This window comes from Chryseobacterium panacisoli (assembly GCF_008274625.1).
GTDB classification, from domain to species: domain Bacteria; phylum Bacteroidota; class Bacteroidia; order Flavobacteriales; family Weeksellaceae; genus Chryseobacterium; species Chryseobacterium panacisoli.
In genome coordinates, this window is sequence record NZ_VTRU01000001.1 from 1,939,217 (window position 1) to 1,960,052 (window position 20,836).

18 protein-coding genes and 1 pseudogene are annotated in these 20,836 nt (G+C 36.1%); 8 read left to right on the forward strand and 11 right to left on the reverse strand.

Annotated elements, in window-relative coordinates:
* Positions 1 to 864: a glycoside hydrolase family 25 protein gene (locus FW781_RS08725; RefSeq protein ID WP_149387046.1), complete on the forward strand. Its 864-nt coding sequence runs from the start codon at positions 1 to 3 to the stop codon at positions 862 to 864.
* A 92-nt stretch (positions 865 to 956) separates the two neighbouring features.
* Here the strand turns inward: FW781_RS08725 and FW781_RS08730 are convergent, their stop codons facing one another.
* Positions 957 to 2,612 (reverse strand): alpha/beta fold hydrolase, encoded by a 1,656-nt coding sequence (locus FW781_RS08730; protein ID WP_149387047.1) that lies wholly within the window; start codon positions 2,610 to 2,612, stop codon positions 957 to 959.
* Between the two features lie 144 nt (positions 2,613 to 2,756).
* Positions 2,757 to 3,269 (reverse strand): 5' nucleotidase, NT5C type, encoded by a 513-nt coding sequence (locus FW781_RS08735; RefSeq protein ID WP_149387048.1) that lies wholly within the window; start codon positions 3,267 to 3,269, stop codon positions 2,757 to 2,759.
* 212 nt (positions 3,270 to 3,481) lie between these two features.
* On the opposite strand from FW781_RS08735, the gene FW781_RS08740 reads away from it, so the two are divergent.
* A complete protein-coding gene (locus FW781_RS08740) occupies positions 3,482 to 5,377 on the forward strand; it encodes an ABC-F family ATP-binding cassette domain-containing protein (protein WP_149387049.1) in 1,896 nt (631 codons plus the stop codon).
* Between the two features lie 142 nt (positions 5,378 to 5,519).
* On the opposite strand, the gene FW781_RS08745 is transcribed toward FW781_RS08740, so the two are convergent.
* Positions 5,520 to 6,575: a Gfo/Idh/MocA family oxidoreductase gene (locus tag FW781_RS08745; protein WP_149387050.1), complete on the reverse strand. Its 1,056-nt coding sequence runs from the start codon at positions 6,573 to 6,575 to the stop codon at positions 5,520 to 5,522.
* A gap of 181 nt (positions 6,576 to 6,756) precedes the next feature.
* On the opposite strand from FW781_RS08745, the gene FW781_RS08750 reads away from it, so the two are divergent.
* The 3 genes from FW781_RS08750 to FW781_RS08760 all read left to right on the forward strand — a co-directional run bounded on the left by FW781_RS08750 (position 6,757) and on the right by FW781_RS08760 (position 10,498).
* The gene (locus FW781_RS08750) at positions 6,757 to 9,042 is read left to right on the forward strand and encodes a TonB-dependent siderophore receptor (protein ID WP_149387051.1); all 2,286 of its coding nucleotides are present in this window, start codon (positions 6,757 to 6,759) and stop codon (positions 9,040 to 9,042) included.
* Between the two features lie 95 nt (positions 9,043 to 9,137).
* Positions 9,138 to 9,653: a hypothetical protein gene (locus FW781_RS08755; RefSeq protein ID WP_149387052.1), complete on the forward strand. Its 516-nt coding sequence runs from the start codon at positions 9,138 to 9,140 to the stop codon at positions 9,651 to 9,653.
* Between the two features lie 254 nt (positions 9,654 to 9,907).
* Positions 9,908 to 10,498 carry an outer membrane beta-barrel protein gene (locus FW781_RS08760; RefSeq protein ID WP_047379061.1) on the forward strand — a complete coding sequence of 197 codons (591 nt, stop codon included), beginning with the start codon at positions 9,908 to 9,910 and terminating at the stop codon, positions 10,496 to 10,498.
* Between the two features lie 97 nt (positions 10,499 to 10,595).
* On the opposite strand, the gene FW781_RS08765 is transcribed toward FW781_RS08760, so the two are convergent.
* Positions 10,596 to 11,231 carry a peroxiredoxin gene (locus FW781_RS08765; protein WP_149387053.1) on the reverse strand — a complete coding sequence of 212 codons (636 nt, stop codon included), beginning with the start codon at positions 11,229 to 11,231 and terminating at the stop codon, positions 10,596 to 10,598.
* Between the two features lie 95 nt (positions 11,232 to 11,326).
* On the opposite strand from FW781_RS08765, the gene FW781_RS08770 reads away from it, so the two are divergent.
* Positions 11,327 to 12,211 (forward strand): mechanosensitive ion channel family protein, encoded by an 885-nt coding sequence (locus FW781_RS08770; RefSeq protein WP_077419007.1) that lies wholly within the window; start codon positions 11,327 to 11,329, stop codon positions 12,209 to 12,211.
* 661 nt (positions 12,212 to 12,872) lie between these two features.
* Positions 12,873 to 13,220 (forward strand): hypothetical protein, encoded by a 348-nt coding sequence (locus FW781_RS08775; RefSeq protein WP_149387054.1) that lies wholly within the window; start codon positions 12,873 to 12,875, stop codon positions 13,218 to 13,220.
* A gap of 92 nt (positions 13,221 to 13,312) precedes the next feature.
* Here the strand turns inward: FW781_RS08775 and sucC are convergent, their stop codons facing one another.
* The 7 genes and pseudogenes from sucC to FW781_RS08805 all read right to left on the reverse strand — a co-directional run.
* On the reverse strand, positions 13,313 to 14,503 hold the full coding sequence (sucC, locus tag FW781_RS08780; RefSeq protein WP_149387055.1) for an ADP-forming succinate--CoA ligase subunit beta: 1,191 nt from the start codon (positions 14,501 to 14,503) through the stop codon (positions 13,313 to 13,315).
* Between the two features lie 131 nt (positions 14,504 to 14,634).
* Positions 14,635 to 15,912, reverse strand: a complete 1,278-nt coding sequence (locus tag FW781_RS08785) for a chloride channel protein (RefSeq protein WP_149387056.1) — start codon at positions 15,910 to 15,912, stop codon at positions 14,635 to 14,637.
* 2 nt (positions 15,913 to 15,914) lie between these two features.
* Positions 15,915 to 16,301 (reverse strand): DUF423 domain-containing protein, encoded by a 387-nt coding sequence (locus FW781_RS08790; protein ID WP_047096689.1) that lies wholly within the window; start codon positions 16,299 to 16,301, stop codon positions 15,915 to 15,917.
* Position 16,302: 1 nt separating this feature from the next.
* Positions 16,303 to 17,373 carry a hypothetical protein gene (locus FW781_RS08795; protein ID WP_149387057.1) on the reverse strand — a complete coding sequence of 357 codons (1,071 nt, stop codon included), beginning with the start codon at positions 17,371 to 17,373 and terminating at the stop codon, positions 16,303 to 16,305.
* On the reverse strand, positions 17,373 to 17,540 hold the full coding sequence (locus FW781_RS22400; protein ID WP_172625686.1) for a hypothetical protein: 168 nt from the start codon (positions 17,538 to 17,540) through the stop codon (positions 17,373 to 17,375). Before FW781_RS22400 ends, FW781_RS08795 begins: the two co-directional genes overlap by 1 nt.
* Positions 17,540 to 18,868 carry a hydroxymethylglutaryl-CoA reductase, degradative gene (locus FW781_RS08800; protein ID WP_149387058.1) on the reverse strand — a complete coding sequence of 443 codons (1,329 nt, stop codon included), beginning with the start codon at positions 18,866 to 18,868 and terminating at the stop codon, positions 17,540 to 17,542. The genes FW781_RS22400 and FW781_RS08800 overlap by 1 nt, the downstream gene beginning before the upstream one ends.
* Positions 18,869 to 19,022: 154 nt before the next feature.
* Positions 19,023 to 19,328 (reverse strand): annotated as a pseudogene (locus FW781_RS08805) (hydroxymethylglutaryl-CoA reductase); the annotation flags it as partial.
* A 156-nt stretch (positions 19,329 to 19,484) separates the two neighbouring features.
* Between FW781_RS08805 and FW781_RS08810 the strand changes: the two are divergent.
* Positions 19,485 to 20,744, forward strand: a complete 1,260-nt coding sequence (locus FW781_RS08810; RefSeq protein WP_149387059.1) for a putative DNA modification/repair radical SAM protein — start codon at positions 19,485 to 19,487, stop codon at positions 20,742 to 20,744.
* Positions 20,745 to 20,836: the final 92 nt, after the last annotated feature.

A 20,836-nucleotide genomic window follows, 5' to 3' on the forward strand; every position in this document is an offset into this window, starting at 1 on the left:
ATGACACCAAAAAAGTACACCAAAAAAACTGCCAAACAGCTCCATAAAACAAGACGGAAGAACTATTTTTTCCGCAGAAAGGTAATATTGGCTATTTTAATTGTAGCTCTTATCGGAACCGGTTTTTATTTAAAGCAATCCATCAGCTATTATTATGCGCTGTACTTTAACAAATTCACTCACAAAAAACTCCATAACAGTGAAAGGGAAGCCGCAAGAATTCAGAGAATTTTAACAAGCAACCTTGATAAGACCTATGGTTTTGATGTTTCCCATTATCAGAACAGGGAAGATATCAAATGGGACAGTCTCAGCATTGGCAATAAAACCATTCCGCTGGAGTTCGTCGTTATGCGTGCTACGATGGGGAACCGAAGTGCCGATAAACATTTTGATGAGTTCTGGGAAATGGCTAAAAAACACAATCTTATTCGTGGCGCTTATCATTTTTACAGAGCTGATGAAGACCCAGTTATTCAGGCTAATAATTTTTTGGCCAATGTAAAACTTGAAAGTGGAGATCTTCCTCCAATCCTGGATATTGAAAAAATTCCAAAGCGTAAAACGAATAAAAAACTGATTGAAGATCTGAAAGTCTGGTGCAAAATTGTAGAGGAAGCTTATGGCGAAAAACCTATCATTTATACTTATTATCATTATCATAAAGACTTTCTGAAGGGGGAATTTGAAGGTTATCCTTTATGGCTGGCCAATTACAATGATGTACCTTCTCCTTCTCCCGATGATCAGTGGGATTTCTGGCAGTTCACAGAAAACGGGATTGTTCATGGCATCAACACCAAAGTGGATCTCGACATTTACAACGGTAATTCCTGGTCGTTAAAAAGACTGACTCTGGATTAGAATAAAAATGGAAGATAGAAGCAGGAAGATGCAAGTGTATATTCCGACTGATATAACTTCCAGCCTCCATCTTCCGGCTTCCGGCTTTTAAATTAATTACTTTTTCCTAAAAAATTCAGAATATCTGTAGTAAGTTGATCTGCATTTTCAAAAGGAATCATATGGGTTGCATTGCTATAAATTCTGAGTTCTGCATTGGGAATTTCTTTGGCAATGAGCTCGGTATGTTCTGGTTTAATAACATCTCTATCACCTGCAATCACCAATACCCTGCTTCCAATTTTATTTAAATCTTTTCTGGCAATACGAGGCTGTGTCAGCATGATTTTCAGAAGTCTTTGTTCATTAAACTTTTTAGGATCCTTCAGTTCTTTCATTACCAGCATTTTATTTTCAAAATGATCAGTAAGTCTGTCGTCTACTCCATCAGGAAAAGCATTTGCTCCAATGGTTATCAATTTATTAAGTCTTTCAGGATATTTAAGGGCAAATTCCAGACCTGTATTTCCGCCGTCGCTCCAGCCTGCAATGCTTACTTTATTCAACTTTAATTGATCAGTAAGTGCTTTTACATCATCAGCAAACATTTTATAGGTAAAATCCTTTTTTGAAGAATCAATACTTTTTCCCTGTCCTCTGGTATCTATCGCAATTACTTTGTACTGCTTTGACAAAACAGGAATCTGCTGATAGAAATCTTTTATACTCCCGGAATTTCCATGAAGCAGAATCAATGGTTCTCCTTCACCATAGATCTCATAATAAAGGTCTGTATCCTGAAGTTTGAGATATTTCCCTGCATCTGCATTCTGCCCATATACGGTCTGCTCAGACTCCTGAACATATTTTGATACATCAGGCATCAGTGCTTCAGCGCTGTCATCTGCAAACCCGCCTTCGTTTTCGGGATTATTGTCTCCGTTTTTATCCATTTTTACATCAATATTAATAGCCGGTGCAGCAATAGTCATTTTCTGCCAGTCTCCATAAAATTCTCTTATAAATCCAGTTCTGAATAAAGCGGCACTTATTTTAATTTTACCCTCAAAATCTTTTAAAAACTGTATTCCGATAAAAAATTTCCCCTGAACCCAGATATTACGATCGTTGACATCCAGCGTATAGGTTCCATCTTTAATCATATTTTCAGTAAGTTCTACAGTAATTTCTTCTTCAAGAATATTTTTATCCGGAAAACCATCTTTTTCACTGTAAACACTGTATCTCATTAAAACTGGCTGGGCAGAAACATAACTGGCTATATTCAGATTGATATTTTTTAGCTTGGACCTTTTCTTAGCATTGAATTCTAAAGCTGTTTCTCCCAAAAAACTTTTTTTGTCAAATTCCGGATTAACAGAATACGTAACGCTTTTTGTTTTTGTATTTACTCCCCAGTTTTTATCAACAAGTTTTTTAGGTTTAATAGTTATCTCCTGAATATTTTTAGTTTTCTCTGTTAAAAATATTTTTTGTTGATCATGTTTCTTAAAGTTCTGTATTGTTTCCTGATAAGAATCATATCCTGGTACTTCTATTTTTATTTTTTGCTGTGGCTCAGCATTGGAAAGATCAATTGAAAATTTTCCTTTTTCATCAGAGATTGTCCCGGTTGATTTTTTCTCGATTCCGATTTTCACATAAGGAATCGGCTGATTCTCATTTTTAGAAATAACAGTTCCTGAAATTATCTGAGCATGGAAGGCTGAAGCTGCCAAAAGGAAGAATAATGTATGATGTATTTTCATGTTAAAAGTTTGACGCAAACTTATTTATTTTAAACAGTCTGCAGTCATAATTCTTTATTAAATTTATCCTTCCTGGAGTTAAAGTTCTTCTAAAAATAATGAAATTTTTAAAAGAATTCTAAAAAACATTTAAATTCCCGGCCTTTAAAGGATATTCATAATTTCTTCCCATGAATGGACTCTTTCGTAAGTATCATTTTCTATCAGTTCATTATGAGGCTGAGTAAATATCAATCTTTGTCCGGAAAAGTGATCTAAATTTTTTGGATAATCATCAATCATTACATCTCCGGAAACTACTTTTTTGCTTCCGCAAAGAACAATCTGCTCCCAGGTTATGAATGGAAAATGTTCTGCCAGCCAATCATATTTTTCTCTTAAGCTGTTGGGAAATTCCATCCCTGCAGATACAATATAGAGATCATATTTATTATTCAGATATTCTATTGCTTCACGGCTTCCTTTCATTACAGGCAGTGTTCTGAAAAATCCAATTTCATTAACGTGTTTTTTTCCATTGGGAAAGGCTTCTATTTCGGCTCTTCCAACACAATCACTGATCTCTACTTCTCTTCCTGTATCTCTTTTTTCAAATTGTACCAGCTGATGATATACATCTGCCATTACCCCGTCCATGTCGACAATTACTTTTTTCATTACTTCAATCAGATTTTGTATTATTTATTATTCTTTAAAAATGTATGCATTGTGTTTATCAAATTTACTGAATAGTTTTTTCAGCCCGCCTGTAAACTCTATTAAAAAATTATAAATATTCATTTTTATAAAAGAGGTTCCGGAAAATTTTAAGTTACATTTTCGTATTTTTGCGGTTCAATTCAAAATTAAAATCAAACCATTAATTTCCAATGAATTACGTTTCTGCAGAAAATCTTACCAAATCTTACGGCATCAAAGTTTTATTTGAAAACATTACTTTTCACATCAACGAAGGGGATAAAATTGCTATTGTTGCCAAAAACGGAAGTGGAAAATCTACCCTTCTGAAAATATTAATGGGTAAAGAAATTGCAGACAGCGGTACTGCGATCATCAACAAAGATATTCAGGTGGTATTATTTGACCAGGAAATTGATTATGATCCTAAGCTCAGCATTGAGGAATTTATGATGGCGCTGGATTCAAAACCTATACTTGCTCTTAAGAATTATCACAAATCACTTCATTCTACGGATAATGATTTTATTGAGAAAGCATTGGCTGATATGGAAGCTCATAAGGCATGGGATCTTGAAAATGAAATGAAACAGATTCTTTCCCAGCTTAAGATCACTGATCTGGATGCCAAGATGGGAACACTTTCCGGAGGGCAGATCAAGCGTGTAGCGCTGGCTAAACTTTTAACGGAAACAAGAGCCGAACACAGACATACACTTCTTATCATGGATGAACCTACCAACCACCTGGATGTGGATATGGTAGAGTGGCTTGAAAATTATCTGAATAAGGCAAAAATCACCTTATTGCTTGTCACCCACGACAGATATTTCCTTGACAGTGTTTGTGACATTATCTGGGAAATGGAAGATAGAAACCTTTACGTTCATAATGGTTCATATGCTACTTATCTTGAGAACAAAATGATTCGTGAGGAGAATCTAAATGCTACTATTGATAAAGCCAATAACCTTTACAGAAAAGAACTGGAATGGATGCGCAGACAGCCGAAAGCCAGAACCACAAAATCAAAAAGCAGAATTGATGCTTTCTACGAAACGGAGAAGGTTGCCAAAACCGACACCCGAAAAGACGGGCTGGAACTGGATTTTGAAATGAAACGTCTGGGAAATAAAATTCTTGAACTTAAACATATTGATAAAAGTTTTGGAGCAAAAGTTCTTCTGAAAGATTTCAGCTACCAGTTTCAACGTGGTGAAAAGGTAGGAATCATTGGAAAAAACGGTGCTGGAAAATCTACCCTGCTGAATATTATCCAAGGTTTGGAAAAAGCTGATAAGGGTGAAATTGAAACCGGAGAAACGATATCTTTCGGTTATTTTGCTCAAAAAGGGCTTACCTATAAAGAGGATGAGCGTGTGATTGATTTCATTAAGGAAATTGCAGAGTTCTATCCTTTGGCCAACGGCAGAAGTTTATCTGCATCACAGTTCTTAAGATTATTTCTATTTGACGATCAGACCCAGTACTCTCCTATTTCCAAACTTTCGGGTGGAGAAAAGAGAAGACTTCACCTGATGTATATTTTGTATCAGAATCCTAATTTCCTGATTTTTGATGAGCCTACGAATGACCTGGATCTTCCTACCCTGACAGTTCTTGAAAACTTTCTTCAGCAATTTCAGGGATCTTTGATTATTGTTTCCCACGACAGATATTTCATGGACAGAATCGTAGATCATGTTCTGGCTTTTGAGGGAGACGGAAAAATCAGAAACTTTGTAGGAAATTTCTCAGAATACAGAGAGGCGAGAAGCCGTGAGGAAGCATTAGAAAAAAACAGTTCTGTAAAACCTGAGCCTGCTAAAGAAGTGGCTGCTGTAACAGAAACCACTCCAGCTGCTGCTTCTAAAAAAAGAAAATTGACCTTTAAGGAACAAAAAGAGCTGGAAACCATTGAAAAGGAAATGCCAGAACTGGAAGACCAGCGTTCCAAAATCCTGGATCAGCTCAACAATGAAGCGGATTACGAAAAGATCGCCAAACTCTCTTCCGAACTGGAAACGGTTTCAGAAAAACTGGAGAACCATGAAATGAGATGGCTGGAGCTTCAGGAAATCCTTTAATAGTTATGAATTATGAATGAATGTAAGGTTCAAAGTTTAAAGTTCAAGGTTGATAGCAGTCGTGATTAGAAATTTCCAACCCATTTACGCTCAAACCCTAAAACTCTCAAACGCTCTTACTCATTCATAATTCATTTATAATTTACAATTTAATAACTCTTTCTTCTTTTGCACTTTCCAGGGAGGCATCAATAATTTTCATATTCTGAATAACTTCTCTTCCCGGGGACGGTAAAGCATATCCAAACACAATATGCTCATAGATCTGCTGGTAATAATTCATATAATTTCCTGCTTCACTGGACGTAAGACTTCTTTCAGTTTCTGACTGATCATTCAGAAGATTTAAAATTCCATCCGGTTCTTTCAATGGCTGAGTCCATTCTTTGCCATATACAGGAATTGCACCTGCTACCAATTCATTTTCCTGATTATCTGTTCTTTCCTGTAAAAAGGATCCTCTGTCACCGTGAATAGTATAGGCGTAGTGGCCTTCTTTACTGAAAACCGATGTTTTTAGTCTTACTCTCAGATCATTTTTATAGAATAACAGAATCTCGAAATAGTCATTCGCAAATTCTTTTCCCTTCATAGAAAATACATCTGCAAAAAGCTTTTCAGGATATCCAAAATACTGTACAGCCTGATCCACAAGATGCGCTCCCAGATCATGAAGTGACCCTGAACCTAGCTGATCCGGACTTTCTTTATGCTGTTTTCCGCTAGGAGTAGTACGGAATCTGTCAAAACGGATTTCAGCTTCTTTAATATTCCCTATTTTTTTATCATGTAAAATCTTTTGAACCTGTAAAAAGTCACGGTCGAATCTTCTGTTTTGATACACACTTAAAAACAATCCTTTTTCTTCCGCCAACTGTACCAGCTCTTCCGCTTCAGAAACATTTACAGAAAAGGGTTTTTCTACAATAATATTTTTTCCGGCTTCTAAAGCCTTTTTTGCATATTCATAATGAGTCTGGACAGGAGTATTGATGATGACCAGTTCTAAATCTGCATGCTGAAGCATTTCCTCTACAGAACGATAAATGGCTGCTTCAGGATATTTCTCTTTAGATTCTTCCTTGCTTCTTTCCACTACAGCAGATATAAAAAATCCCGGATGTTCCTTTAAAAAGGGGGCATGGAATACTTTTCCGCTCATTCCAAAGGCACAAAGCCCTGCTTTTACCAATTGCATATTAAAATTTTCAACAAATATATTCATAAAAAATACTCCATACCCTGATCTAAAGGAAGTATAGAAATAATCCATCTCATCAGCTACAAGAGTATGATTTAAATCATAAATTTATTTTTATCTATTCTAAACAAATACTTACATTTGCGCCTTATTTAAAACTGTTCTACATAAAAATAAAATGAAAAGACAACTACTTTCTTTAGGTCTTCTATTGATCGCTGTTTCAGCGAGTTCACAGATGAAAAATGCGGAAGCAGATACCATCAGAACTCAGACCATTGAGGATATTAATCTTCATAAAACAGGAAATCCTAACCAGGCAAGGCCATTATCGACAAAATCAAACCTGACGGTAATGGAAAATCCACAGCCTATTGCTATTGTTACTCATGAAATCATTGAGCAGCAGCAGGCAAAACAGCTTAGTGATGTTCTTCAGAATGTAAACGGACTATATATCACTTCATCCAGAGGAAATTCTCAGGACAGCTTTGGTGGACGTGGTTTCATTTTAGGAAATGATAACATTTTTAAGAATGGTTCAAGAATAAACAGCGGTGTTTTCCCCGAAGTAAGTGGTCTGGAAAGGGTAGAAGTTTTAAAGGGAGCTAATGCTATGCTTTTTGGTAATACAGCTGCGGGTGGTGTTATCAATATGATTACAAAAAAACCTAAATTCAATTTTGGTGGAAGCGTAGGGCTAAACGGTGGAAGCTGGAATTCTTATAAACCAACAGTTGATATTTACGGACCTTTATCCAAAAATGTTGCATTCAGAATCAATGGAGCCTATGAGCATGCTGAAAGTTTCAGAGATGTTGTAGAATCAGAGAAATATTACTTCAATCCTTCATTTCTATTTAATTTAAGTGATAAATCTCAATTAATTGTTGAGGCAGACTATCTTAAAAATAATTTCACTCCGGATTTCGGGATTGGATCTATTACTGAAAAAGACCAAAGCTACAGATTGAATGATGCAGTTTCCAGAAACACTTTCTTTGGAACCGACTGGCAATATCAAAATGTACAGCAAGCTTCTACGAATGTAACCTTTAATCATCAGTTTAACGAAAGATGGTCTTTGAACGCTACTGCTTCTTACCAAAACTATACTAAAGATTATTTTTCTTCTGAAAGAGTACAGTGGATATATGATACTAAAGATGCAACTGTAGATCCTAATAGATTATCCTGGAAAAGACCTTTCGGTAGAACTTACAATGAACAAAATTACACTTCCGCACAAGTAAACATCAATGGAGAATTCAATACAGGAAGAATCAACCATAAAGTTTTAATTGGTTCAGATGCTGATTATAGCCAGGCAGATGCTTATGCCTATAATATTACAGCTCCCAAAAATCTTCTCTATTTAGATGATCCTTCAACATGGGGAAGTATTGATATGCCCAATTCTACTCTTAGTACAAGAAACAGAATCAATACAAGAAGAATCGGAATCTATGCTCAAGATTTTATCAGCTTAACAAAGCAACTAAAAGTAATTGCCGGGCTAAGATGGTCTTATATAGAAAATATGCCTACATTGACAACTCGTTTTACATTAAATGATAAAATTGAGGTAGCCAATTCTTCAACGTCTGACAATGCATTTTCTCCAAAAGTAGGTTTGGTTTATGCCCCGAATGAAAACCTTTCGGTGTTTGCAACTTATACGAATTCGTTTGCTTCAAATGCAGGATATACTTCAGACCAATTTGGTACAGTAAATACCAATCAGCCTGTTACAGATGTTCAGAATCAGTTGACGACTTTATCAAGACAAAGCATAAAACCTTCAACAGTTGATCAATACGAAATTGGTATTAAAAAGAATTTCTGGAACAATGCTTTGGCTGTTAACTTAACGGCTTACCAGATTATGTATAACAATTATTATCAAACTTATTGGTTCGCTTCTAATTCAAACGGAGCACCGGTAAATTCAACAGATACCAATCTTAAAGAATTTGCAGGAAATATGAGAAGCCGTGGTGTAGAATTAGATATTACAGGAAATCCTACGGAAAACTTATCTATAATCGGAGGTTTCTCTTATAACAATTCCGTTTACATTGACACTCCTGAAAAAGGATATGTTGAAAACCAAAGACTGGTAAGAACTCCTGCTACAACTGCGAATGCTTCCGTTTTCTATAAATTTACAGACTATGTAAAAGGCTTAAAAATCGGAGCCGGAATTTATTACATCGGAGACAGAATCGCCGGATGGAATGATTCAAAATCTACAAATGAAAGCAGAAACAATGTGAGCAGAATGTTTGATTTAAAAGACTACACAACTGTTTCTCTATCTGTAGGCTATGAATGGAATAAATTCTCTATCCAAGGGAAAGTGGGCAACCTGTTTGATGTCGTAAACTACAATGTTCACGAAAATTACTCAGTGAATCCTATCACCCCGAGAAACTACTATTTCACGCTGACATACAGACTCTAGAATTCTTTTTATAATAATTCTTTCATTAAAAGTGGAAATTGCATTTTTGCAGTTTCCACTTTTGAAATTTTAAAACAAAAACAAAACAATAAGATATGGATAAGATTAAAGACACAAGAAGTTTCATGAGAATTACACACCGTTATCTGGGATATTTCCTTGCCGGAATTATGGCTGTATATTCGTTAAGTGGAATCCTTCTTGTGTACAGAGACACCGATTTCCTGAAAAATGAAAAGAAATATGAAAAGAACATTGCAGCCAATCTTTCAGAGAAAGAACTGAAAAAAGAGCTGAAGATGAAAGGTCTTGAAGTGGAAAAAACAGAAGGAGGTATTCTTTATTTTAAACAGGGAACTTATGATAGCGCAACCGGAAAAGCGAAGTACACTAAGAAAGAATTACCTTTTGTATTAGATAAAATGGTTTCTCTTCACAAGTCGCAGTCTAAGGATGCCATATCGCCTCTGAGTGTGTTTTTTGGAGTTTCTCTTTTCTTTTTTGTGATTTCAAGTTTCTGGATGTTTAATCCTAAAACAAAGGCATTCAAACGCGGAATCAAATTTACTATTGCAGGACTGATTATATCTGTAATTCTTTTATTTGTTTAATAATCAGCGAGCTGAATAAAAGAAAAAAGCACTTGAAGTTATTATCCTTTTTTATCATTTCCTTTTTAAAACCGACCTTTTATTTTATTTATCATTATCAAATTCTCAGCGAATATGTTAAAAAACTAAATTATATATTCCTGACAATGTTAACGTTTATTTAGAAAAATTACCTAAAATTAAGAGAATGGCACATTTATTGTTTTTTCTATAACTCGTGAATAATAAACATTTAATTATTAAAATAATAAATTATGAAAAAACTTATTTTAACAGGGATATTAGCCGTAGCAGGTTTAACAGCAACCGCAAACGCTCAGATTCAAAAAGGTAATTGGATGGTAGGGGGTAACCTTGCAGGGGCAAATTTTGGTTTAAATGAAGGAGCAGGATACGATTTTGCCATTCAGCCAAAAGGAGCATATTTCATTGAAGATAATATTGCAGTTGGGGGATATGTGGATTTAGGCTTCAAAGGAGCTAAAGATGCACCCACTACTTTTACATACAATGTAGGAGCATTAGGGCGTTATTACCTTAACCCGGGAGAACAGGGAGTAAACAACCTGCTTCACCACGGAAGATGGTTCTTCGAGGGTAACGTAGGTGTTGGAGGGATGTCAATCTCTAAAGGAGGTTCTTCTTCTAACGGTCTTAACTTCGGATTCGGACCTGGTTATTCTTACTTCATCACTCCAAACATCGGATTGGAAGGTTTAGTGAAATATGATGCAAATGCAGGATTCGGAAGCGGTGGATATACTAACAAAATTACTTTTGGTTTAGGATTCCAGATTTATCTTCCGACATCGAAAGCAAAACAAATTATCAACGACGTTAAGTAATCACTGAAATACTTATAAAAAAATGAAAGCGCCCCGGAATTTTATTCCGGGGCGCTTTTCGTACAAATTAAAACTAAACTATAAAAAATCAAATAAATCATGTATTGGGTTGTGGCGTGTAACGTAAATAGGGTTTTATTTCCGTCACTCCTTTTGGGAATATTTTCCGTGCTTCTTCTGTAGAAATTGTTGGCGGAACAATGACATCTTCTCCATTTTCCCAATTAACCGGAGTAGCCACACGATAGTTATCTACCAACTGTAAAGAATCCAGCACTCTAAGGATTTCGTTAAAATTCCTTCCTGTAGAGGCCGGATAGGTAATAACCAGTCTTACTTTTTTTGAAGGATCAATAATCAACAAAGAACGTACAGTAGCCGTCACCGCAGCATTAGGATGAATAAAATCATACAGCTCCGAGACTTTTCTGTCTTTATCAGCAATAATTGGAAAACGGACATTGGTGTTCTGAGTTTCATTAATATCTTTCACCCAGTTTTGATGATCCTCTACTCCATCTACACTTAACGCAATCACTTTCGTTCCTCTGGCTTCAAATTCAGACTGCAGTTTTGCGGTGTATCCCAACTCTGTAGTGCATACCGGGGTATAATCTGCAGGATGCGAAAACAGAATCCCCCAGGAATCTCCCAGATAATTATAAAAATTGATATCTCCTAAAGATGATTCTGCCTGAAAGTTGGGTGCTGTATCTCCTAGTTTAATTGACATAATGTGCTACTTTTATAGTCTACAAATTTAGTAGACTTTTTGGAACTGGCAAATTTTTTGATGAAAATTTATATCTTTAATCAAATTTTTTTTTCATGGAGAAGACCGGACTCAGGTATGTAGATCTTGTTTATAAAGTATTGGAAAACTGGTATGTGACATTTGCCGAGCTCACCCCCAAACTTATTGTCGGAATTTTAGTCTTTACATTTTTCCTGATTACCAGTAAATATTTAAGCCAGATAGCCGTAAAACTGTTCCACAAATTTTTTCCGAAGAGCAAAAAAGAGAGTTCATTGGTTACTTTAATCAGTATTTTCAGATTCCTGATCATGCTGATGGGTACCTTTATTGCCCTTGAGATCATGGGCTTTAGTGGCTTTCTCTGGAAGTTTATCGGAAGTCTGGGAGTTGCAGGGGTTATTGCCGGGGTTGCCCTGAAAGATCTTGTTTCGAGTATTTTCTCCGGAATGCTGATTGGAATTGACAAAGCTTATAAAGTAGGCGATTACATTACCATTGGAGCACATTCAGGAACGGTACAGGAAATCGGGTTTTTAACGACCAAAATTCTTACTGATGATGGAAAGAAGGCTTATATTCCCAATCAGGTTGTTTTCAATGCGCCGTTTTATAATATTACTGCTTCCCCACAGCGCAGGATTATTTTAAATTTTGAAATTCCAGCTGATGAAGATATCAGTATAGCACAGAAAGGAATTCTGGATGTGATTAAAAACCTTGACAATGTGGATAAATTAGACACCATTGAGGTCATCTTTACTGATCTGAAACAAGGTGCATTTAATCTTCAGGTGAAGTTCTGGATAAAAGTGGGTGCTAACCTGGCCCAGGTAAGAAGTAAGGCTTATTTAGGGATTAAAGAGCGTTTTGATGTGGATAAAGTTCAGCTGGTAACGCCTACGAGTATCAGTATTACCAACGGGGAGAATAATTTGCATGAAAATCAAGATAAATAAGGATAACTATAATATAATGATGTTATTCCTTTTAATTCTTTATAAAATTTGAAACCTTATAGTTTTTGAAAACCGATAAGCTTAAAAAGACTGCTTCAAAAAATGAAGTAGTCTTTTTTAATGATGCTTTATAAGAGGTTGGAAATCGCAAAGACGCAAAATATTTTTTCTTTGTGTTGTAAGGCGCCAGGATTTTATCTGCGATAAAATTGAATACTTTACATGTTTCAGAAATCTATAAGGTTTGGAAATATAAAAGTATCAATAACCAATGAAGCATCCCTTTCTACTGAAAACAAGGATAAATATTTTTGTATTGATTCACTGGTTGAATTAGGCATGTATTCTATCCTTTTTAGATTCAAATTGTTATTACATAATTTCATACTTTTATGGAAAGATCTTAATCAACAAAATGATGTCATCACAATCCAGTTTATTTTTCCCCATTGAATCAAAAAAATCAAAAGGGCTTACTTTATTGATAAAGTTGATTGGCATATCATTTTTAATTATTACCCCTTTATCCATTATAGTAATGGCTATATTCGTATGTAATGTAAAAGAAATCTCTATAGAAATAAAGAGTGTTTTAATTGCCCTTTTTATTGCAATCCTGTGTTTTTGTGTCTGGATGCTCTTTCAGAAAAACAAAAAAAGTATGACCACTCATATTATTGTTGATGAAAAAGGACTTCACCATTATTGCAACCAGAACATTTTATCTTCCTTAACCTATGCTGAACTTCACCCCAACCCGGAATTGGGCAAATATGATGTGTTCCTGACTGAATTTGATGAGTCTGCTCCTAGTTTATGTATCTATTTCTTTGATCCTGAATTAAAGAAAGCCACCCGGAAAACTGTCAATTTAAATATTGACACAGTGATTACAAATGGTAATCTGTTACTCAAAAATTTTGTAAAGGGAATATTGATTTTCAGACCGGATTTAAAAATTGCACCCAATGTTCTGGATCTTTACCATCTGGAGGAAATCAATAAATAAAATCATATTATTTCAATGATCAGCATTTAGAATAATAACAAAAAAACCGCTCCAAAAATGGAACGGTTTTCTATTTATTTGAAAGTTTCGGATTAAGCTAAAACTTCTTTTACTTTATTTGCAGCTTCTTCTAAAGTAATTGCAGAGTGTACCGGAAGACCAGACTCGTCAATTAGTTTTTTAGCTTCTACAGCGTTAGTTCCCTGTAATCTTACGATCAATGGAACCGGAAGGCTACCCATTGCTTTGTAAGCATCTACAACTCCCTGAGCAACTCTGTCACATCTTACGATACCTCCGAAGATGTTGATCAAAATAGCTTTTACGTTCGGATCTCTTAAGATGATTCCAAAAGCAGTCTGTACTCTCTGAGCATCAGCAGTACCTCCTACGTCAAGGAAGTTAGCAGGGTTACCCCCTGATAATTTGATGATATCCATAGTTGCCATTGCAAGACCAGCTCCGTTTACCATACAAGCAACGTTACCATCCAGTTTTACGAAGTTAAGACCAGCTTCACCAGCTTCTACATCCATTGGTTCTTCTTCTCTTGTATCTCTAAGTTCAGCTAAGTCTTTGTGACGGAACAATGAGTTGTCATCTAAAGTTACTTTAGCATCTACAGCGATAATCTTGTTATCAGAAGTTTTTAATACCGGGTTGATTTCGAAAAGAGAAGCATCAATTCCTGTATACGCATTGTAAAGAGATGAAATAAATTTCACAAATTCTTTGAATGCATTTCCTTCAAGACCTAGGTTGAAAGCAATTTTTCTAGCCTGGAACCCTTGAAGACCGATAGCAGGGTCAATAAGTTCGTTGTGGATCAAATGAGGAGTTACTTCTGCAACGTGCTCAATATCCATACCTCCTTCAGTAGAATATACGATTGTATTTTTTCCTTCAGCTCTATCTAAAAGAATAGAAACATAAAATTCTTTAGTTTCAGATTCTCCCGGATAATAAACATCTTCTGCAACCAAAACAGAGTGTACTTTTTTACCTTCAGCAGAAGTTTGAGGAGTTACCAACTGCATTCCGATGATATTCTGAGCGTTTTCTTTAAGCTTATCCATGTTTGGAGAAAACTTAACACCCCCACCTTTACCACGACCACCTGCGTGAATCTGCGCTTTTACAACCCAAGCCTGTGCTCCGGTTTCAGCAGTCAATTTTTCAGCAGCTGCTACAGCTTCTTCTACGTTGTTTGCAACGAAACCACGTTGGATAGCTACTCCATACTTTGATAAAATCTCTTTTGATTGATACTCGTGAAGATTCATATTATTTTTATTATTTTATTTTACTATTTAAAGGTTGACAAATTTACTAAAAAGACATGGAAGTTCAAGTTTATTGACTCAAAAATTAAAGTCTGATTGACTTGATTTTTAACATATCATTCAAATTTCCTTTATTCTTCCACTAATTTTTCAGATTGTGATCCGATGAACGGAATTCTTGGAGCCAGAAAATAACCTGTGAGACTCGCGAATAATATTGGCACAAAATAGGTAAACCCAGTAAGTGTTCCTAAGATAATGGTAGTACTCATCGGCGTTCTTGTAACACACGCATTGATAGCGGCCATACAGCTTACAATCGCTAAGGTGGTATCTACACCTGGGAATAAATTATGGATAATGAGTCCCAATGTTGTTCCTACAAAGAACAGCGGAATGATAAATCCTCCTCTCCATCCTGAAGTTACCGTAATCGCAATAGCCAGTATTTTAAAAACCAGAATCAGGATTAAAAAATTCAGTCCGAAATTGCCGCCGATCAGCTGATTGATCTCGTTATGTCCGAAGTATCTTGTAATGGGAAAATTATAAGCGATAATTCCTAAAATAATTCCACCTACGAATGTTTTAATGTAAATCGGAAATTGTCTGTACTCAAAAATCTTTTTGAAAAATTTGACTACAAAAATGAAGATCCATCCAAAAAATGTTCCTACAATTCCGAACAGCGTAGCATATAGAAAATCATATACTCCTGTATAATGATACGCTTTTAAATCCCAGGTTGCCCCGATTCCCAAATGGATAATCAAAGCAAACATCAGATAGCTGAAACAGCTTGCTACCAACGCAGGAATAATGGCTTTATAATATTCTACGGCATGCTTATGATGAAGGATCTCCAGGGAAAAGAGACTTCCTCCCAGCGGTGCTCCAAATAATGCGGTGAAACCAGAGGCCATACCGGCAATACTCAAAGAACGCAGTTCCTCACCTTTTAATCTGAAAATTTTCCCCAGCCAGGTTCCCGTAGAACCGGTGACCTGTACCAATGGAGCCTCCGGTCCCAAACTTCCTCCTGAAGCTACACAAAACAGAGAAGAAAGAATCATAGAAGGATTATTCTTCGGTTCCAGTTTTCCTTTATTGAATCTGATGTTATTAACGATCAAATGTATTTCTCCCGGATCACCAATAAAATGAATCACTAACCCAGCCAGCAATCCGCAGATTGCCATCGTAGGAATCACCTGCCAGCCTTGAAATTCGGCCAGGAATTCAGTAAAATGTTCCAATACGATCCAGTATCCTCCGGCAATAATACCGCCTACAAGACCTGTAACAGCCCACATAAAAAAAGTGCGGCTGAACACAAACGGATTGAATCTGATAGGCTGATCTAAGAGATTGAATGTTCGTATTAACCGTCTTCTTCTGTTAATTTTCATTCTTATATTCTGTTTTTAGCAAAATAAAAGATCAGCATTCCCCAACTTAAAATCATCATCAGACCTCCAAGCGGAGTGATTGGGCCTAAGAATTTAAGATTCATTCCCAGATAATCCTGCATGCTCAGGAAATAGATGCTTACAGAGAACAAAAGTGTTCCTGCAATCATTAAAATGGAAGTCCATTTTTCAGCAGACGTTTCAAATTTTAAGATGTATCCGATGATCAGCAGGAAAAATGCTGCATACATCTGATATCTTACGCCTGTTTCAAAACTTTCCAGTCTTTCCACAGCTAATATTTTCTTTAAAGCGTGCGCTCCGAATGCGCCCAGGATTACAGACACCATTCCGTAAACTGCTCCAAAAACTAAAGTAATTGTTTTCATTTTATAACTCTTCTAATTCTAGGGTTAAATATTTCTTTGTTTTATAATCTTGCCAGGTTCCTATGATTTTATTTCCTTTCAAGTCGGCTTCTATCAAAGCTCTTGGAATCCATTCCTTCAGTTCCTCGCTATGATAATCATCTTCTGTAATGGAAAAATGATCATGGATAAATTCGCCTCTCCAATTGATAGGTTTTTTATTCTTATCATACCAGTACATTGCTGAAAACGAATCATCTTCATTGATTCCGTTAATCAGAACTGTAATGGGATATTTACCATCAATTTTTCCTTTAAACAATTTATTGCCTGGACTTGTTTTGTTAAGTTTTTCAGAACCGGAAATCAAGTTTTTCGCATAAGAACTCCAATATTTGTCAAGCTCTTTATAAGTAAATGCTATTTCGTGGCTTCCCAGATCATCCAATGCCCTCATCGCATGATTAGAACATCTACCTGCTACAAAAGTAAGTTTATCCTTACCGAAAAAATATTTGATGCCGTTCAAAGTATACTCCATGAAACAATCTTCATACAGAGCAATCTGATCCTGAGTTCCTTCCGAAATATTTTTTTCGGATTTCAGTTGGTTTAAAAAATCACCAACTCTTTTTTGAATTCTCTTTTGAATTAAACCATTGATGGTTTTAAAGCTCTCCGCTTGAAATAAATCTTCAGGGTTGATATAGTTTCCGGTTCTCAGATCAAAATTTTTCCAGTCTGCAAACTCTTCCGGATACGCTCCTGAAGCTTCACCATCTATTGCAATACTCAGAATATTCTTAGGCGTTTCAATCTTTTCCCAACTATAAAAATTAAGATAGTTTGAATAAGAATTTGTTGCTGTAGAAGCCCGTTTAAAAGGGTTTCCGCCAGATCCGGGAACATATTCCAACTGATCTACCTGCAGAAATGTATTGATTTTATTTTCTACCCGCGGATTTTCAGGATAAGAAACAACCGGAAAAACGGTATCCTCAGTCTTTGGCTGCAGATTGCTTATTTTCACTTTTGGCTGTTGTGAAAAGCTTAAACCGGAAATCAGTAAGAAAAATACAATACTTTTTTTCACTATTTTGATTTTAAGTACATTAAAATGAACTTGGCAACCAAAGTAGAAATTCCCAGTATGATAAACATATTGGCAAATCTCTTAGAGCTTCTGAAACCTTCATGATTTGTTTTCTTTAAAAAGAATCCAAAAAGAAGGAATACAATGGGCAGAATGATCTGTAACATTAGTTTTCTCTCAATCTGTTAAATTCATTGATCACCTCATGGTGGCTCACCGTTTTATCTTTGAAATACGTCACAAAATGCTGTTTTTCTTCTTCGGTAGCTCCCAGCTGGTTCAGAATATTCAATAGATGCATTTTCATATGACCTTTCTGAATTCCTGTAGTTACCAGAGAACGCAATGCACCAAAGTTCTGTGCAAGACCCGAAACCGCCAGAATACTCATCAGTTCCTGTGCCGAAGGTTTTCCAAGAAGTGCTAACGAGAATTTTACCAACGGGTGAAGGTTTGTAAGACCTCCTACAACTCCTACAGAAATTGGAAGATCAATCCAGAATCTGAACACACCATTATCAGTTGTACAATGCGTTAAAGATCTGTATTGCCCGTCTTTTGCTGCATAAGCATGCGCACAGGCTTCTGTTGCTCTGAAGTCATTCCCGGTAGCAATCACTACGGCATCTACTCCGTTCATCACTCCCTTATTATGAGTGGTTGCGCGGTAAGGTTCAATTTCAGCAATGGTAACTGCCTGTTTGAATTTATAGGCGAATTCTTCAGGGGAAATTCCACTGTCATCTTTTAAATCTTCCATTTTACAGGAAACCTCAGCTCTTACAATACAGTCAGGGGTAAAATTGGAAAGGATATTCATTACAATCTGCAAAGAATTCTTTTCTTCCTGAGTAAAATCTTCGCTGGTAGCCACTTCCTGTCTCAAGGTTTTTCCGAACTGCTCAAGGCATGAGTTGATAAAGTTGGCCCCCATAGAATCTACCGTATCAAAACTTGCTTTCAGCTGGTAATAATTGGGCATTTCTGCGGTCTTATCAATCAGATTGATATTTAAAATACCTCCACCACGTTTTCTCATGTTGGATGTAATATCTTCTGTGGCTTCAAATAATTTTTTCTTTAAACTGAAATTAAAGAAATGCAATAATTTGTGAGGTTCAACATTAAAAATAAAATGGGTGTGCCCCAGTTTTTCAGTGTTGATGATCGTTGTTTTAAAACCTCCTTTATCGATCCAGAATTTCGCAGCTTTGGAAGCGGCTGCAACTACTGAACTTTCTTCAACAGCCATTGGAAGTGCCAGCAGTTTTCCGTCGATCAAAAAGTTCGGAGCAATTCCGTAAGGCATATAAAAATTGGAGATGGTGTTTTCAGAAAATTCTTCGTGAAGCTTCTGAAGGTCTGCATCATCATTCCAGTATTGTTTTAATATATTTTGATATTCCTGGTTTCCTTCAAGGTATTCGTTTACGAGCCATTCGATTTTTCCCTGCTTTGGAAGCTTTGAAAAACCTTCGATTGGTTTATGATTCATGATATAAACTTTAATGAGCCGTAAATATAATGATTTTGAGACTCTTTTTTGTTGATAACTTCTATGAAAAAAGATTGACTTTTATCAATTTTGGAACTAAATTTGAACAAAATTTAAATACCATTCAGATACAAAACATATCAATCATTCAAATATCGATCCAGAATTTCGCAGCTTTGGAAGCGGCTGCAACTACTGAACTTTCTTCAACAGCCATTGGAAGTGCCAGCAGTTTTCCGTCGATCAAAAAGTTCGGAGCAATTCCGTAAGGCATATAAAAATTGGAGATGGTGTTTTCAGAAAATTCTTCGTGAAGCTTCTGAAGGTCTGCATCATCATTCCAGTATTGTTTTAATATATTTTGATATTCCTGGTTTCCTTCAAGGTATTCGTTTACGAGCCATTCGATTTTTCCCTGCTTTGGAAGCTTTGAAAAACCTTCGATTGGTTTATGATTCATGATATAAACTTTAATGAGCCGTAAATATAATGATTTTGAGACTCTTTTTTGTTGATAACTTCTATGAAAAAAGATTGACTTTTATCAATTTTGGAACTAAATTTGAACAAAATTTAAATACCATTCAGATACAAAACATATCAATCATTCAAAAATATGAATTTTGAACGCCTTAAAGAAAAGCTCGAAATCCTTGCTGATGCAGCGAAATATGATGTTTCCTGTTCATCGAGCGGAGGCACGAGAAAAAATAAAAAAGGAGCTTTAGGAGACAGTTCCGCAAGTGGTATTTGTCATACTTATACCGAAGACGGGAGATGTGTTTCTCTGCTTAAAATTTTGCTGACCAATCACTGTATTTATGATTGTGCTTATTGTGTTTCCAGAAGTTCAAATGATATTAAAAGAGCAGCCTTTACAGTGGAAGAAGTAGTGGACCTTACCATCAGTTTTTATCGCAGGAACTATATTGAAGGTTTGTTTCTGAGCTCAGGAATATTCAAAAATGCTGATACAACGATGGAACGGCTTGTAAGAGTTGCCAAAAAACTTCGGCTGGAAGAAAACTTTAATGGATATATTCATCTGAAATCTATTCCTGGAGCGAGTGATGATCTGATGCAGGAAGCCGCTTTGTATGCAGACCGTTTATCCGTAAACATTGAAATTCCTACGGAAAGCGGATTAAAACTGCTGGCCCCTGAAAAGAACAGGCAAGATATGATCAGCCCGATGCGCTATATTCAGAAAGGAATTGTTCAGTATCAGGATGAAAAAAAAGTTTTAAAGAAAGTTCCCAAATTTGCTCCCGCAGGGCAATCTACACAGATGATCGTGGGGGCAACCAATGAAAACGACCTGCAGATCATTAAAGTTGCCGATCATTTTTATAAAAATTTTAATCTGAAAAGGGTTTATTATTCAGGATATGTTCCGGTTCTGGAAGATCAGAGGCTGCCTTCTTTAACAACGGAGGTTCCTATGCTTCGTGAAAACCGGCTGTATCAGTCTGACTGGCTGATGAGATTTTATGGTTTTAAAGCAGAAGAGATTTTGGATCCGAATATGCCTTTCCTTGATCTTGAAGTAGATCCTAAGTTAAGCTGGGCATTACGGAATCTGGATCAGTTTCCTATTAATCTTCAGACCGCCGAATATCAGCTGATTTTAAGAATTCCGGGAATTGGAGTAAAAACGGCTCAGAAAATCATCAGTGCAAGACGCTTTCAGGTTTTGACAATGGATCATTTGAAAAAATTGGGAGCAGCTGTGAACCGGGCAAAGTATTTCATTGATTTTACTGCCGGAAATGCCTACTTAAGATATTTAACAGATAAGAATTTCAGGAGACTACTGGTGGGCGGAAGTTCCTCAAAGTTTCACAATCAATTCTCACAACAACTAACATTGTTTTAAACACAAATAGCACGAATTTTTTCACAAATGATCACTAATATATTACAGTGTATTTGTCATTCCGACGAAGGAAGAATCTCCTAAATCAATCA

Coding starts and splice junctions, on each gene's coding strand:
- FW781_RS08750 (WP_149387051.1), top strand. CDS start 6,757: ATGAAAAGACAACTACTTTCTTTAGGTCTTCTATTGATCGCTGTTTCA.
- FW781_RS08775 (WP_149387054.1), top strand. CDS start 12,873: ATGACCACTCATATTATTGTTGATGAAAAAGGACTTCACCATTATTGC.
- FW781_RS08810 (WP_149387059.1), top strand. CDS start 19,485: ATGAATTTTGAACGCCTTAAAGAAAAGCTCGAAATCCTTGCTGATGCA.
- FW781_RS08790 (WP_047096689.1), bottom strand. CDS start 16,301: ATGAAAACAATTACTTTAGTTTTTGGAGCAGTTTACGGAATGGTGTCT.
- FW781_RS08735 (WP_149387048.1), bottom strand. CDS start 3,269: ATGAAAAAAGTAATTGTCGACATGGACGGGGTAATGGCAGATGTATAT.
- FW781_RS08740 (WP_149387049.1), top strand. CDS start 3,482: ATGAATTACGTTTCTGCAGAAAATCTTACCAAATCTTACGGCATCAAA.
- FW781_RS08760 (WP_047379061.1), top strand. CDS start 9,908: ATGAAAAAACTTATTTTAACAGGGATATTAGCCGTAGCAGGTTTAACA.
- FW781_RS22400 (WP_172625686.1), bottom strand. CDS start 17,540: ATGTTACAGATCATTCTGCCCATTGTATTCCTTCTTTTTGGATTCTTT.
- FW781_RS08785 (WP_149387056.1), bottom strand. CDS start 15,912: ATGAAAATTAACAGAAGAAGACGGTTAATACGAACATTCAATCTCTTA.
- sucC (WP_149387055.1), bottom strand. CDS start 14,503: ATGAATCTTCACGAGTATCAATCAAAAGAGATTTTATCAAAGTATGGA.
- FW781_RS08765 (WP_149387053.1), bottom strand. CDS start 11,231: ATGTCAATTAAACTAGGAGATACAGCACCCAACTTTCAGGCAGAATCA.
- FW781_RS08745 (WP_149387050.1), bottom strand. CDS start 6,575: ATGCAATTGGTAAAAGCAGGGCTTTGTGCCTTTGGAATGAGCGGAAAA.
- FW781_RS08730 (WP_149387047.1), bottom strand. CDS start 2,612: ATGAAAATACATCATACATTATTCTTCCTTTTGGCAGCTTCAGCCTTC.
- FW781_RS08770 (WP_077419007.1), top strand. CDS start 11,327: ATGGAGAAGACCGGACTCAGGTATGTAGATCTTGTTTATAAAGTATTG.
- FW781_RS08755 (WP_149387052.1), top strand. CDS start 9,138: ATGGATAAGATTAAAGACACAAGAAGTTTCATGAGAATTACACACCGT.
- FW781_RS08800 (WP_149387058.1), bottom strand. CDS start 18,868: ATGAATCATAAACCAATCGAAGGTTTTTCAAAGCTTCCAAAGCAGGGA.
- FW781_RS08725 (WP_149387046.1), top strand. CDS start 1: ATGACACCAAAAAAGTACACCAAAAAAACTGCCAAACAGCTCCATAAA.